Origin of the sequence: Pseudomonas sp. R5-89-07 (genome assembly GCF_003851685.1) — a bacterium.
In the GTDB taxonomy this organism is placed as follows: Bacteria; Pseudomonadota; Gammaproteobacteria; order Pseudomonadales; family Pseudomonadaceae; genus Aquipseudomonas.
Map to the genome: position 1 here is coordinate 5,456,247 of NZ_CP027727.1, position 13,700 is coordinate 5,469,946.

Annotated in this window: 15 protein-coding genes; 7 read left to right on the forward strand and 8 right to left on the reverse strand. The window is 61.9% G+C overall.

All coding sequences use genetic code 11. The features are described from left to right. Positions 1-48 precede the first annotated feature (48 nt). The 3 genes from C4J94_RS25020 (at position 49) to C4J94_RS25030 (ending at position 2,124) form a co-directional block, all read left to right on the forward strand. On the forward strand, positions 49-1,152 hold the full coding sequence (locus C4J94_RS25020) for a PepSY domain-containing protein (RefSeq protein WP_124388488.1): 1,104 nt from the start codon (positions 49-51) through the stop codon (positions 1,150-1,152). After that, positions 1,149-1,331 carry a hypothetical protein gene (locus C4J94_RS25025; RefSeq protein ID WP_124388489.1) on the forward strand — a complete coding sequence of 61 codons (183 nt, stop codon included), beginning with the start codon at positions 1,149-1,151 and terminating at the stop codon, positions 1,329-1,331. Before C4J94_RS25020 ends, C4J94_RS25025 begins: the two co-directional genes overlap by 4 nt. 163 nt (positions 1,332-1,494) lie before the next feature. After that, the gene (locus C4J94_RS25030) at positions 1,495-2,124 is read left to right on the forward strand and encodes a glutathione S-transferase family protein (protein ID WP_124388490.1); all 630 of its coding nucleotides are present in this window, start codon (positions 1,495-1,497) and stop codon (positions 2,122-2,124) included. 174 nt (positions 2,125-2,298) lie between these two features. Here the strand turns inward: C4J94_RS25030 and creD are convergent, their stop codons facing one another. From creD to C4J94_RS25050, 4 genes are read right to left on the reverse strand one after another with little or no spacing between them, the layout of a single operon-like run. Next, positions 2,299-3,672, reverse strand: coding sequence for a cell envelope integrity protein CreD (creD, locus tag C4J94_RS25035; protein WP_124388491.1), 1,374 nt, complete (start codon positions 3,670-3,672; stop codon positions 2,299-2,301). 51 nt (positions 3,673-3,723) lie between these two features. Further along, positions 3,724-5,163, reverse strand: coding sequence for a two-component system sensor histidine kinase CreC (gene creC, locus C4J94_RS25040; protein ID WP_124388492.1), 1,440 nt, complete (start codon positions 5,161-5,163; stop codon positions 3,724-3,726). Further along, complete coding sequence (gene creB, locus C4J94_RS25045) at positions 5,163-5,831, reverse strand: two-component system response regulator CreB (RefSeq protein WP_124388493.1); 669 nt, start codon at positions 5,829-5,831, stop codon at positions 5,163-5,165. The genes creC and creB overlap by 1 nt, the downstream gene beginning before the upstream one ends. A 9-nt stretch (positions 5,832-5,840) precedes the next feature. Further along, a complete protein-coding gene (locus C4J94_RS25050) occupies positions 5,841-6,356 on the reverse strand; it encodes an ATP-dependent zinc protease (protein ID WP_124388494.1) in 516 nt (171 codons plus the stop codon). A gap of 171 nt (positions 6,357-6,527) precedes the next feature. Between C4J94_RS25050 and C4J94_RS25055 the strand changes: the two genes are divergently transcribed. Continuing rightward, on the forward strand, positions 6,528-7,415 hold the full coding sequence (locus C4J94_RS25055) for an acyltransferase (RefSeq protein WP_124388495.1): 888 nt from the start codon (positions 6,528-6,530) through the stop codon (positions 7,413-7,415). Here the strand turns inward: C4J94_RS25055 and C4J94_RS25060 are convergent. After that, positions 7,412-7,984 (reverse strand): DUF2780 domain-containing protein, encoded by a 573-nt coding sequence (locus C4J94_RS25060; RefSeq protein ID WP_124388496.1) that lies wholly within the window; start codon positions 7,982-7,984, stop codon positions 7,412-7,414. The two genes, C4J94_RS25055 and C4J94_RS25060, sit on opposite strands and share 4 nt — an antisense overlap. 151 nt (positions 7,985-8,135) lie before the next feature. On the opposite strand from C4J94_RS25060, the gene C4J94_RS25065 reads away from it, so the two are divergent. From C4J94_RS25065 to C4J94_RS25080, 3 genes are all read left to right on the forward strand, one after another. After that, positions 8,136-8,762, forward strand: a complete 627-nt coding sequence (locus C4J94_RS25065) for an RNA polymerase sigma factor (protein WP_124388497.1) — start codon at positions 8,136-8,138, stop codon at positions 8,760-8,762. After that, the gene (locus C4J94_RS25070) at positions 8,759-9,430 is read left to right on the forward strand and encodes an anti-sigma factor domain-containing protein (RefSeq protein WP_124388498.1); all 672 of its coding nucleotides are present in this window, start codon (positions 8,759-8,761) and stop codon (positions 9,428-9,430) included. Before C4J94_RS25065 ends, C4J94_RS25070 begins: the two co-directional genes overlap by 4 nt. Before the next feature lie 652 nt (positions 9,431-10,082). Further along, a complete protein-coding gene (locus C4J94_RS25080; protein WP_124388499.1) occupies positions 10,083-10,541 on the forward strand; it encodes an anti-sigma factor domain-containing protein in 459 nt (152 codons plus the stop codon). Positions 10,542-10,638: 97 nt separating this feature from the next. Here the strand turns inward: C4J94_RS25080 and fdhA are convergent, their stop codons facing one another. From fdhA to C4J94_RS25100, 3 genes are all read right to left on the reverse strand, one after another. After that, positions 10,639-11,838, reverse strand: coding sequence for a formaldehyde dehydrogenase, glutathione-independent (fdhA, locus tag C4J94_RS25085; protein ID WP_005792122.1), 1,200 nt, complete (start codon positions 11,836-11,838; stop codon positions 10,639-10,641). 187 nt (positions 11,839-12,025) lie between these two features. Continuing rightward, complete coding sequence (gene purU / locus C4J94_RS25090; RefSeq protein WP_124388500.1) at positions 12,026-12,883, reverse strand: formyltetrahydrofolate deformylase; 858 nt, start codon at positions 12,881-12,883, stop codon at positions 12,026-12,028. Positions 12,884-13,009: 126 nt separating this feature from the next. Next, on the reverse strand, positions 13,010-13,639 hold the full coding sequence (locus C4J94_RS25100; RefSeq protein ID WP_124388501.1) for a sarcosine oxidase subunit gamma: 630 nt from the start codon (positions 13,637-13,639) through the stop codon (positions 13,010-13,012). Between the last annotated feature and the right edge of the window lie 61 nt (positions 13,640-13,700).

Below are 13,700 nucleotides of genomic sequence, written 5' to 3' on the forward strand. Positions count from 1 at the left end.
CCAGGCCGCTCTAACAGGGCGGCTTTGGTGTGTCTGAAGGCTAGAAAAATGAAAAGCAAAACCATCCGCCGCTGGTCCTTCATCCACACCTGGACCAGCCTGATCTGCACCGTATTCCTGCTGATGCTCGCCCTCACTGGCCTGCCGTTGGTGTTTCACCACGAGATCGACCATCTGCTGGGCAACGAACCCGAGCTCAAGCAGATGCCCGCCGATACGCCGCAGCTCAACCTGGAGCAACTGGTGGCCAAGGCCCAGGCCCATCGCCCGGGCGAGGCCATGCAGTACCTGGCCTGGGATGAGGAAGACAAGAACGGCGTGATCGCGATCATGGCGGCCACGGCCGGCACCGAGCCGAATTCGTCGCATACCTTCATGCTCGATGCGCGCACCGGTGAAACGGTGGAGATGCCGTCGGCCAATGGCGGGCTGACCCTGTTCCTGCTGCGCCTGCATGTGGATATGTTCGCCGGGCTGCCCGGCAAGCTGTTGCTCGCGTTCATGGGCCTGTTGTTCGTGCTGGCGATTGTTTCGGGCACGGTGCTGTACCTGCCGTTCATGCGCCGCTTGAAGTTCGCCACCGTGCGCCAGGACAAATCCACGCGCCTGCGCTGGCTCGACCTGCACAACCTGATCGGCGTGGTCACCCTGACCTGGGCCTTGGTGGTGGGCGTGACCGGAGTGATCAGCGCCTGTGCCGACCTGATCATCGCCGCCTGGCGCCAGGACGCCCTCAGCGCCATGATCGAACCCTATAAAAACGCCCCGCCGCTGACCCAGCGCGCGCCGGCGACCGATCTGCTGAGCATTGCCGCCCAGGCCGCGCCGGGCATGGAGCCAGACTTCATTGCCTTCCCCGGCACACGCTTCTCCAGCGAACATCACTACGCCGTGTTCATGAAGGGCAGCACCCACCTCACCTCCCATCTGCTCACGCCAGTATTGATCGACGCCCGCACCCTGGCCGTCACCGCCATCGCCGAACGGCCCTGGTACATGGACGCCATGGGCATGTCCCAGCCGCTGCACTTTGGTGACTACGGCGGCATGCCGATGAAGATCCTCTGGGCGGCGCTGGATGTGCTGACCATCATCGTGCTGGTCAGCGGGATCTACCTGTGGATCGTGCGGCGCAAGGCGGGCAAGGCATGAAGCCCAGGCAGTCGAGTTTCTGGAAGGTGTTTGGCATCCCGCTGGGGATCGGCCTGCTCAGCGCCGCCGGGTTGTTTGCGGCGTTGCTGGGGGACGGGTGGTGGGATTCGTTGAGCTGGGTCGGGTTGGGCATTCCCGTCGGCATTGGTGCATGGGCGTTGTTCAAGCGGCGTGGCTGAGGGCGCTATCGGGGGCAAGCCCCCTCCCACACTTGAACTGTGAACGCTGTTAAATGTGGGAGGGGGCTTGCCCCCGATGAGGCCTTCAAAACCTGCAAAAATCTCCCTCGCCAGCCACGGCACAAGCCTCTAGTCTAGCCACACCCCAACTTGAGGAATGCCCATGTCTGTGCCCAGCATGACCTTGTTCCACAACCCCGCTTCACCGTTCGTGCGCAAAGTCCGCGTGCTGCTGATCGAGACCGGTCAACAGGACCGTGTGGCCCTGCACGCCTGCATGCCCACCCCGGTCAACCCGGATGCGCACGTGGTGCAAGGCAACCCGGTCGGCAAGATCCCGGCCCTGCGCCTGGCCGACGGTTCGGTACTGCATGACAGCCGGGTGATCCTTGACTATTTCGACCACCAGCACGTCGGCAACCCGCTGATCCCCCGCGACGGCTCGGCGCGCTGGCGCCGCTTGACCCTGGCCTCGATGGCCGACGGGATCATGGATGCCGCCGTGCTGGTGCGCTACGAGACCGCCATGCGCCCGGTGGAGAAACACTGGGACCAGTGGCTGGACGAACAGCGCAACAAGATACGTCGCACACTGGCTGAGCTGGAGGCCGAGGCCATCGCCGAACTGGCCAGCCACTTCGACATCGCCGCGATCAGCGTGGCCTGCGCCCTGGGCTACCTCGACTTCCGTCACCCAGACCTGCAATGGCGCGCGGATAACCCCAAGCTTGCCGACTGGTACGCCGAGATCAGCCAGCGGCCGTCGATGCAGCAGACCCAGCCCCCCGCCTGATGTTCACACAGACCCAATGTGGGAGGGGGCTTGCCCCCGATTGCGGTGTGTCATTGAGCTCATCTTTCTTTGAACCACCGCTATCGGGGGCAAGCCCCCTCCCACATTGAGCGGCGGTGTGGTTGAGGAAGTTGACCAGGCTTACCTTCATCTGCTGATCCTCGCGCAAGCCAATCATTGCACCGCCTCCAGGTCGAACTGCAACGGTTCCACCGCCTTGCGCTTGCCCACGCCATACCAGTCGAGTTTGCGCGTCAGCACCATCACCGTGCCCAGCAGGCCGAACAGCAGCAACGAGCCCATCAGCAACGCGTAATCCTCAGCGCTCAGCAGCCCGTACAACAAGCCATACAACGCCGCCAACCCCACCGAAAACCCAAGGCCGTGGGCCACGCTGCGCAGCACATGGCACACGTAGAAGCCGATCAGCACGACGCAGGCGCTGGCCGATATCAGGTAAGCCAGGGCAAACCCCAAGTGCTCGGACAGCGACAACAACAGCAGGTAGAAGAACGCCAGCGCAACACCCACCAACGCGTATTGAATGGGGTGCACTGCCAGGTTCTTGAGCACTTCGAACAGGAAGAAGCCGGCAAAGGTCAGGGCGATGAATAGCAGCGCGTATTTGATCGCACGGTCGCTTTTGAGGTACTGGTCCACGGGGTCGATGAAGTTCACGCCGAAGCTGCGGTTGTTGAAGTCGTCACAGCCTTGGCGGTCCAGGCAGGTTTGCAGGGCCTGTTCCAGGTTGGTGGAGAAAAACGAGGTCTGCCAGCGGGCGGTAAAGCCCTTGTCGGTGACGTCCCGCTGCGCCGGCAGGAAGTTGCCGATAAAACTGGGGTGCGGCCAGTTGGAGGCCAGTGATACCTGGCTGGTCTTGCCCACTGGAACCACCTGCAGTTGTTCGGTGCCCTGCAGGCGCAGGTCGAAGGCGAAGTCCATGGCGACGGGTTTCTTGCCGTCTTGATCGGGCAGCATCACGTGCACCCCTTCCCCCAGCCAGTCCACCTGGGAACCCGGCGAAAATTCCAGGCGCTGCTCGCCCAGCTCCAGCTTCAGCGCATTTTCGATGCCGCGTATATCGCTGATGCCCACCGCCAGAAATGCCGGCTCGAAACGGTAGTCGACGAAGTTTTCCGTGATGCCCAGTTGGGCAGGCAACTGGAAACGCCCGCTGATGCGGTTGTCGGCATGGAACAACCGCGCCTGGTAGATACCCCGTGCGCGCAGTTCGGTCTGCACCTGGCCGTCGAGCGCGAAATGCTCCGGCAGGAAATACAAGCGACCGCGCTCCTCACGGGTTTCTTCGTAGCGTTTGTTGAGTTTTTCATTGAGCTTCCACTCGCGCACCGTCTTGCGATAAGGCACCACCATCACCGGCCCGGTGAGGCGTTGGGCAAAGCTTGAGCTGCGGGCGATGTCCATCAATACGCCGTCGCGCAGTTGTTGGCGGTCGCTGATGATGCCGTTGATCATCAGCAACGGAATCAGCAACAGCAGGATCAGTAGCGCAATCGCGCCGAGTTTGAAAAGCAGGCTGCGGTTCATGGGGCTCTCCCTGTTTTGATGAGGAGAGTCTGGGCAGCCTGTGTGGGGGATTTATGTGGGCAGTGTGGAGACTGTGTGGAGATGCAGCACCACCTGCACGCCGCCAGGCACGTTGCCGATCTGCAGCGCGCCGCCGTGCAGCTTCATCACTTCCTCGACAAAATTGAGGCCAAGGCCGGTGCTTTTGCGCCCGCTGGCCGGGCGTGGCAGCGAATAGAACCGCTCGCTCAGGCGCGGCAAGGCGTAATCCGGGATCGGCGCGGCCTGGTTGAACAGGCTTACTTGCACGTCGTTGTGCTGTACCTGCGCGCTGAACCGCAGCGCGCCGCCGGGCGGGGTGAAATCCAGGGCATTGTCCAGCAGGTTGCCCAGGGCCTGGCGCAGCAGGAACGGCTCGCCAAACACCTTCACCTCGGCGCCAATGCATTGTTCGACGCGCAGGCCGGCGCTTTCGATCCGCGCGCACTGCGCCATCAACACGTCATCGACCAAGTCCGCCAGCGCCATACTCGTTTGTTCTTCCAGCCCCTGGCGCTGCTCCACCTGCGCCAGGTTCAACAGCCGTTCGATCAGTTGCTGCAGGCGCGCGCTTTCGCTGTCGATATTGCCCACGAAGCGCTGCTGCTGTTCGCGGGTCATATCGCCCTGCAGCAACTCCGCCGCACCGCGAATGGCTGCCAGCGGGCTTTTCAGCTCGTGGGTCAGGGTGTGCACGTAATGCTCGACATAGGCTTTGCCCTCCAACTGCGTGCGCATGTGCTCGACGGCGGTGGACAGTTGCTTGAGCTCGCCGCCCCGGTAATGCGGCAACTCGGCCCTGCGCCCTTCGCTGACGGCCTGGGCATAGGCGGTCAAGCGCTTGAGGGCGACGCTCAGCCACCACGACAACAGTGCGCCCAGCAGCAGGCCCAGAATCACCAGCCCGGCGCCGTACCACAGCAGGCGTCGCTCGGTGCGGTCGACGTAGGGCTGCAACGAGCTGTTGGGCTTGGCCACGGTGACCACGCCGATAATGCGGCCGTCGTCGCGAATCGGCGCGCCCACGTGCATCACCGATGAGTTGGGGTTGTCCGGCTCGCTGCGTGAGGATCGCGCGCCGTACTCGCCACGCAGGGTCAGGTACACGTCGTTCCACTTGGAATAGTCCTGGCCCACCGCGTCGCCCGTGGAGTCGAGCAGTACCCTGCCCTTGGCGTCGGTGACATAGATGCGATGGTTGACCTGGTTCTTTGGCAGGCCCCAGATGACCGCCCCCGGCTGACGATTGCCGTAAGCCTTGAGCAGTTCGGGCCAGCGGCTTTGGCCGAGGGTGCCGTTCTTCACATCATCGCGCAGGATTTCGGCGAGCAGGTTGGCGGTGTCCACCAGGGTCTCTTCGGTGGACTGGCGCACGCCCGGGCGAATTTCCTTCATCACCGTGTTGAGCACGAAATAGCCGGTCAGGCCGATGAACAGCGCGTACACCAGGAAAATCCGCAACCCCAGGCGCATCAGCTATGGCTCGGGCTGTAGCTGTAACCCAGGCCGCGATGCGTCTGGATCGGTTCGGCATCGGCGGCCACGCTGCGCAGTTTGCTGCGCAGGCTTTTGATATGCGTGTCGATATTGCGCTCGTAGCCGGCGTCGGCGGCTACACCCACAGCGTCCAGCAGTTGCTCGCGGCTGAACACTCGCTCGGGTTGTTCCAGCAGGTTTTGCAGCAGGCGAAACTCATGACGCGTCAGGCTCAGTGGCTGGCTGCGATACAGGATCTGCATGCGTTCCAGGTCGACCTGAAACACCGCAGGCGCCACATTCGGGCCGACACGCTTGAGAATCGCCCGCACCCTGGCCGCCACTTCACGCGGGCTGAAGGGCTTGACCACATAATCGTCGGCGCCGATTTCCAGCCCCACCACCCGGTCGATCTCGCCATCGCGCGCGCTGAGGAACATCACCGGCACTTCGCTGAACCGGCGCAGTTGCTTGCAGGTCTCAAAGCCGCTGATGTCGGGCAGGCCGATGTCGAGGATGATCAGGTCGGCCGGGCTCTGGCGCTGATGCTCCAGCGCCGCCTGGCCAAGGCTCAGCCAGGTGGTGGTAAAGCCCTCGCCTTGCAGGGCGAAAATCAGCGTGTCGGCTATTGCCGCTTCGTCTTCGACAATCAGGATATGCGGCATGGGGGTCCGTCAGCAGTCCGGTTTGTCGGCAGTGTAGCGACGCGCCGGGTTTACCGCTGCACCAAATTCACGCAAGGCCTTGGCGCCGATCAGCAGCGGGTAGTTGAAACTGCTGCGGTCGGTGAGGTTGACCTCGACGGTACGCTTGACGTCACCCAGGCACATCTCCAGGTCGATCACCGGGCGCTTGGCCACGCTGGCTTCGTCCTTGTCGTCATCTTCGTCGGCGCGGCTCTTGATCTTGCTGATGCGCGAGACCTTGTGCTCGTAGACCTTGTTGTCGGCATCCTTGCCGCCAAGGCGGAAGCGCACCCAGTCATCGCCATCACGGGTGAAGGTTTCGATATCGCGGGCCGACAGCGAGGCGGTCAGCGCGCCCGTGTCCATCTTGGCCTTGAAGGTCTGGCCGATTTCCGGCAGTTGAATGTATTCGTAGCGACCGTAGAGAGTTGGTTCGGCAGCCATCACGGGTACGGCGGCCATCACGGGAAAAACCAGGGCGAACGCGGCAAGGAGCAATTTCACGGCATGAGTTCCTCGAAAGAAGTGGACGGATTCTAGACCGCACGCACAGCACTTAGTTGGATGACCGAGCATAACCAGCACATTGTGAAACATTCGTGCGGCCATTTGCGATTTGGCCTCTAGACTCAGCTTGCTTATCATTGCCCGCCCATAGAATTTCAAGAGTTGCTTATGCGCCGCCTGCTCACCGGCTGTTTGGTCACCCTGCTGCTGTTACTCAACACGCTGATCCTGATCGGCCCCCTGATGGTGTTCGCCCTGCTCAAGCTGGTGGCGCCGGGTCGCTTGCGTGACTACGCGTCATGGGCGGTGATGTGGATCGCCGAGACCTGGGCCGAGATCGACAAGCTGATCTTCGCCGCGTGCATTCCAACCCATTGGGATATCCGTGGCGGTGAGGCACTGCGTGGCGACACCTCGTACCTGGTCATCAGCAACCACCAGTCTTGGGTGGATATTCCGGCATTGATCCAGGCGCTGAACCGGCGCACACCGTTCTTCAAATTCTTCCTGAAAAAAGAGCTGATCTGGGTGCCCTTCCTCGGCCTGGCCTGGTGGGCGCTGGATTACCCGTTCATGAAGCGCTACACCAAGGCGTTCCTGGCCAAGCACCCGGAGCTGGCCGGGCAGGACCTGAAGATCACCAAGGAGGCCTGCGAACTGTTCAAGCGCCAGCCGGTGACGGTGGTCAATTATCTTGAAGGCACGCGGTTCAGCGAGGCCAAACGCAAACAGCAGAACTCACCGTTCAACCGGCTGGTCAAACCGAAGGCCGGCGGCGTGGCGTTCGTATTGGCGGCGATGGGCGAGCAGTTGGACGCCATCCTCGACGTGACCGTGGTGTATCCACAGCAAGAGATTCCAGGCTTCTGGGACTTGATCAGCGGCGCGGTGCCGAAGGTGATCGTGGACATCCGCACCCGAGATCTGGATCCGGCGTTGTGGCAGGGGGATTACGAGAACGACCCGGCGTTTCGCCAGACCGTCCAGAACTGGGTCAACCAGCTCTGGAGGGAGAAGGACGCGCGCATCGAACAGCTGCGCGCGCAGCAGCCTTAGCTGCCGGTACCCCAGGCCTGGGCCAGCTTGCCCAGTACGGATTCGCTGGCGCCCTGGCCGCCCAGGTATTGCAGGATCACCGGGGCAAACTGGCCGATCATCCCGCTGTCCATGCCCAGGGCGCTGAACGCGGTGTTCAAGTCATTGGTGTTTTTCACGTTACCCAGCAGGCCGTCCAGGCCGCTGGTCTTGCTGCCGCCGGTCTGGCCGAGCATGCCGCTCAAGGCACCGAGGCTGCCCAGCGCGTTGTCGCCGGACAACTTGTCCAGCCCGGGCACGCTCTTGGCCAATTGCGAATAATCATTGCCACCCAGCTGGTTCTTCGCCAGGCCCAGCATCGCGCCCGTGCCGCCGACGGCTTGCTCGGGGGTGATATTGAGTTGAGAGGTCAGGGCCGTCAGCAAGCCGGCCGTTTCCGATGTGGGCGCGGCGGCGGCGGCTTTGTTGTTGCCACCCTGCATGCCGGAAATGGCATTGGCTGCATCGCCAAGGCTGAAACCTGCGGCAAATACCGGAGCCGAGGCCACGGTCAACAGGCAGGACAGGGCAAAACCGCGTGAAATCTTCATCAAGACAACCTCTGAATGTAGGAGCTAAAAAGCAGGCGTTTGACTGACGGTCTGGAAGGTTGTTCCCACCCGCACGTGAGTTCATAAAACACTGCATCCAAATGTCCCGGCCACGCGTATATACGACACCTGCGCCCCGGAGCTGGATGGAATGAATGCCCAAGCTGGACTACCCTCTGCCTACCGTGCGCCGTCCCGCCGCCCTCGCTCGGGGGCTTGGAGAAAGCCTATTTCCACCCACGACACTGACCCGTTGCGGCCATTACTGGCCCAATGCGCCCTGGGCAACCGCCAAGCGTTCGAAACCCTGTATCGCGGCGTTTCACCGCGTTTGCACGGTGTGGCCTACCGCTTCATGGGGCGTTCGGACCTGGCTGAAGAAGTCTTGCAGGAAGCCTTCGTGCGCATCTGGTACAACGCTTCGCGCTACGAATCGCACCTGGCCTCGCCGATGACCTGGATGGTCAACATCACGCGCAACCTGGCCATCGACCAGTTGCGCAAACACCGCGAACAGCCCCTGGCCGACGGGCAGCAGGACGCCCTGCTCGACGAGAGCCCCAGCGCCCACGACCAACTCGCCAGCGAACGCGAAGCCCACGCCTTGAAGCGCTGCCTGGACACGCTCGACGGCATGCAGCGCCAGTCGATCAGCGTGGCGTATTTCCAGGGGCTGTCGTGCTCGGAGCTGGCCGAGCAGTTGGCGGCGCCGCTGGGCTCGGTCAAGTCCTGGATCCGTCGCGGCATGGAACGTCTGCGCAGGTGCCTTGAATCATGAACTACCAGACCACCGCCCTGCGCCGCGTCCTCGCCGCCGATTATGCGATCGGGCTGATGCCTGCCACTGCTCGCCGACGCTTCGATGCGCTGTTATTGGAAGACGCCGCCCTGCGCGTCGAACTCGGTCATTGGCAAGAGGCGCTCGCCAGCCTGACCGATAGCGTGCCCGAGCGGCCAGTGCCGGAGCCTGTTTGGGCAGGCATCAAGGCACGAATCGAACCGCAGGTGCTGCATGTACCGGCGAAGAAACCCTTCTGGATGAACTTGCGACTGTTGGCGGCCGCGTGCGCAGTAGCCGTAGCGGTACTGGTGGGTGTGCTTTATCAACCGGATATCGAGTACAACGCCACGCTGGTGGCGGCCAACCAGCAGCCGGCACTGCAAATCCACGCATTTGGCGATCATCTGCAAGTGGAGCCGCTGTCACTGGCCGCGGTGGAACCGACACGTGCCCTGGAACTGTGGGCGATGGCGCCTGGCGGAAAACCGGTCTCTCTGGGATTGGTGCCTACTTCGGGTAAAGGCCGAATTCAGTTGAGCAAGGCGCAGCAGGCATTGCTGAACGCACCGTTGACCCTCGCCGTCAGCCTGGAACCGCAAGGTGGCTCACCGACCGGGCAGCCGACCGGGCCGGTGCTGTACCAGGGCGCACTGGCTTCTCGCTGAGGGGCTCTAGATGATCACTCCCACGCTCTGCGTGGGAATGCGCTTTGAAAAAGCGCGGCTGCCAGTCGTCTTTTCACCCGTTTGACGTATACACATCCTCGGAACGGATCCGTCGTTAAAGCTCACCCAAGACAGCCTCTATCAGGCTTTCAACCAGGAGCTGTAACGATCATGATCGGATTGATACCCAATTTTTATGCCGCCTTCAGTGCGCTCAACAACTGCAACAACGCCCACCCGCCGACATAGGCCAATGCCCCGCCACTCGGAACATTCAGTCCACCCCCTACACAGACCCCGACCTGCCGCCACCGTATGGCGAGGGTTACCAATACTCCGCCACCACCGACGGCAAGACATGGTCCGGGCAAACCGCTGCAACCAAAGACGACTACCTTGCGCCTGAGTACGAATTGCACGCACAGACCATCAGCGAACGGCAGGGCAAAGTATTTTGCGACTACGGCGGCAAGCGCCTGATAAAAGAGGGAGAGGTCGCCGACCCTTACCTCAGGCTGTCTAGATTCAAATAATCGGTAAAAAGGCGACTCCAGGAGTCGCCTTTCCTGGGTCTGTCAAACATTGGCTTCCGGAACCCATCGCGCTCAATAGGGTCCATGAACTGACTACAAAATTTGTCAGGAAGAAACTGATGACTGCGAACCAACCCCAAATGATTGAGCACAAGCCTGCATTCTGGAGCCGCCCTCGCCTGTTCATCGGCGCCTGTGTCGTGGTGGTTGCCGGTATCGGTGGCGCGCTCTACACCCAGGACACCGTCAAATCCGCGGCAACGTTGGTGACGACGACCCAACAGCCCGCCGCGCAAATCATGGCGCACAAGGACTACCTGGAAGTGCAGCCGATTGCCGCCACGGCACCTGCGCCAGACCAGAGCCTGGAGCTGTGGGCGATTCCCAAAGATGGCACACCAGTCTCCCTGGGCCTGCTGCCGGAAGACGGCAAGGGCATCATTGGCCTCAATCCGCGCCAGCAGGAAAGCATCAGCAAACCGGTGGAATTGATGGTGAGTTCAGAGACCAAGGGTGGCTCCGTCAGCAAACAACCAACAGGCCCAACCGTCTACCAGGGCGCCCTGGCCACTCGCTGATCCCCAACCTCCACAAATCCCTTGTGGGAGGGGGCTTGTTCCTGGGAGATGCGAAAAAGGGCGACCAACAGGCCGCCCTTTTCATTGGCCTGATGCTTTACGCCGCACTGAACAACTTATGCGGATCAATCACAAACTTCTTCGGCACACCCGCATCGAACTCGCCATACCCACGTGGCGCGTCATCCAGGCTGATGACCTGCACGCCAACAATCTCGGCAATGTTGATACGGTCCCACATGATCGCCTGCATCAGCTGGCGGTTGTACTTCATTACCGGGGTTTGCCCGGTGTGGAAGCTATGGGATTTGGCCCAGCCCAGGCCGAAGCGAATGCTCAAGCTGCCCATTTTCGCAGCCGCATCGACGGCACCTGGATCTTCGGTGACGTACAGGCCAGGGATACCGATCTTGCCGGCCACGCGCACCACGCCCATCAGTGAGTTGAGCACGGTGGCCGGGGCTTCGGCCTTGACGCCGTCATGGCCGTGGCCGCGTGCTTCAAAGCCCACGCAGTCGACGGCGCAATCCACTTCCGGCTCGCCGAGCAGCGCGGCGATCTGTTCGTGCAGTGGGGTGTCGGTGGACAGGTCGACGATCTCGAAACCCTGGGCCTTGGCGTGGGCCAGGCGGATCGAGTTGACGTCGCCGATGATCACCACCGCAGCGCCAAGCAAGCGTGCGGAAGCAGCAGCCGCCAGGCCGACCGGGCCGGCACCGGCGATGTACACCGTGCTGCCTGGGCCAACGCCTGCCGTGACGGCGCCGTGGTAGCCGGTGGGCAGGATGTCGGAGAGGCAGGTCAGGTCACGGATTTTCTCCATGGCCTTGTCGCGGTCCGGCAGTTTCAACAGGTTGAAGTCGGCGTACGGCACCAGCACGTATTCGGCCTGGCCGCCGGTCCAGTCGCCCATGTCGACGTAGCCGTAGGCGCCACCGGCACGGGCCGGGTTGACGGTCAGGCACACGCCGGTGTGTTGTTCCTTGCACGAACGGCAGCGGCCGCAGGCCACGTTGAAAGGAACGGAAACCAGGTCGCCGATTTTAAGGTTCTCGACGTCGCTGCCCTTCTCGATCACTTCGCCGGTGATTTCATGCCCCAGCACCAGGCCGGTCTGGGCGGTGGTGCGGCCGCGCACCATGTGTTGGTCGGAGCCGCAGATGTTGGTGGAGACCACGCGCAGGATGACGCCATGCTCGATCTTCCTGCCACGGGGGTCCTGCATTTTGGGATAGTCGATTTTCTGTACTTCGACCTTGCCGTTGCCGAGATACACGACACCACGATTACCAGACATGCTTTCACCTCGCTGTTGTTGTTATGGAACTGCGTTGCCGCTTGGGTGGGCAGCGCGTTGAGTGCTCGGGTTACAGATGCTGTTGCTTGTGTTGTTTGTGAGGGCCTCATCGGGGGCAAGCCCCCTCCCACCTTTGATTTGTGAATACAGTCAAATGTGGGAGGGGGCTTGCCCCCGATGGCGTCTGTCAGAGCACCACAGTTCTATTGGCGTTCAAAAACACCCGCCGTTCAATGTGATACCCCACCGCCCGCGCCAATGTCAGCCCTTCGATATCGCGCCCCTTGGCAATCAGGTCCTCGGGATAATGGCTGTGGTCCACCACTTCCACACCCTGGGCGATGATCGGCCCTTCATCCAGATCGTTGTTGATGTAATGCGCCGTAGCGCCGACCAGTTTCACGCCCTTGTTGTACGCCTGGTGATACGGCTTGGCGCCCTTGAATCCCGGCAGCAACGAGTGATGAATGTTGATCGCCTTGCCGTCCAGCTTGCGGCACAGCTCCGGTGACAGCACCTGCATATAGCGCGCAAGAATCACCAGTTCGGCGCCGGTGTCTTCCACCACTTGCCACACTTGGCGTTCCTGGGACGGTTTGTCGTTGGGGTCCAGCGGGAAATGGTAGTAGGGAACCTGGTGCCAGTCGGCCAGGGGCTTCAAATCGGGGTGGTTGGACACCACCGCGACCACGTCCATCGACAATTGGCCGATGCGCTGGCGATACAGCAAGTCATTCAGGCAGTGATCGGCCTTGGACACCATGATCACCACTTTGGGCCGGTAGTTCGGCGCTGTCAGTTCGAAGATCATGCCAAAGGCTTCGCCGCGCGTGGCCAGGCCGTCGCGAAAGGCTTGTTCGTCAAAACCGTCCGGCTGACGGAATTCCACGCGAATGAAAAACCGGCCCGAGAGGCGGTCATCGAACGAATGGTGCTCGGTGACGTAGCAACCCTGCTCGAACAGGTAGCGGGTGACCGCGTCCACCGTGCCGAGCACGCTGGGGCAGTCGGCGGTCAAAATCCATGTATCGGGTGCGCGGCTCATAGCGGGTGACTCCTCAAACTACTGTAGGAGCGAGCTTGCTCGCGAAAAACGTTAACGATAACGTGCCCATCCTGAATGAACGCGGCGCCCTTGAGTTCTTCGCGAGCAAGCTCGCTCCTACAGAGATCATTGGACGCTCAGACCAAACTCGGCCGAGGCATCCTGCAACCACAACCACCAGTAATCCGAGAAGCTGCGACGGATCAGCAGTTCCCAGGTGTCTTCTGCGGTGTGGCGGATCACCAGTTGCGACTTGGCGAACACCGTACCCACCGCCTTGCCCACCGGGAAGTTGTTGGGGTGCACGTCGTAGCTGGTGGACTTCATCAGCACGTCGCGCACGTTCGGGCCGCTGAGTTCGAGGATCTGCTGGCCGCCGCTGACGTTGACGACCTGGATATGCAGGTCGCCCAACGCCGCGCGCAGGTTTTGCTCGGCGGCGAACTCTTCGCCGCCTGGCACGATCAACAGCCACTCGTCCGGGCCGAGCCATTGCAGGCTGGTTTCGCCTTTGACGATCACGCTCAGGGCGCCAGGCAGTTCGATACCCAGGGCCTTGTGCACGCCGGCGGCGAACGCGGCATCGTGGCCGTCGCCACGAAGGGTCAGGTGGCCGAGGAGCTTCTTTTCACGCACGGTCACGCCGGCGTTCTTGCGGCCCTTGCCGACCAGGCTGGCGAGGTCGGCATGGTGCAACGACGACTCGGCCTTGGCGCCGGTGGTGGGGCGTTGTTGGTACACGTTGGCTGCTGTCATAAAGCACCTGTCTTAATTCTGTTGTGAGGCTGATGGCCTCATCGGGGGCAAGCCCCCTCCC